This window comes from Streptomyces violaceorubidus, assembly GCF_000717995.1.
Lineage (GTDB): Bacteria > Actinomycetota > Actinomycetes > Streptomycetales > Streptomycetaceae > Streptomyces > Streptomyces violaceorubidus.
Map to the genome: position 1 here is coordinate 1 of NZ_JODM01000213.1, position 263 is coordinate 263.

At 76.4% G+C, this 263-nt stretch carries 1 protein-coding gene; it reads left to right on the forward strand.

The features are described 5' to 3' along the window. Window positions 1–48: 48 nt before the first annotated feature. On the forward strand, window positions 49–263 hold a 215-nt coding region (locus IE94_RS40195; RefSeq protein WP_157849467.1), incomplete at its 3' end, for a hypothetical protein.

Here is a 263-nt window from a genome sequence, read left to right on the forward strand (position 1 = left end):
GGGCGGATAGTCGCAGCGCTGCGGGACCGGCCGGAATATGGGCAGGAGGTGGCACGCGTACAGTCACTGGGCCTCGATTCGGCGCGGGCCGAGGAACAGCTGGCGCGCGAGGTCGCCCGGCAGCGCCATCTCGACCCCCTGCGCGACGAGGAAGAGGTCCGGGCGCTGTGGACGTCCGCGGTCGACCTCGCTGCGCGCGGCGCGGACCGCGTGCCGGAGCGGGCCGTGGCAGCCGTCCGCGCCCGGCGCCTCGCGCAGGCCAG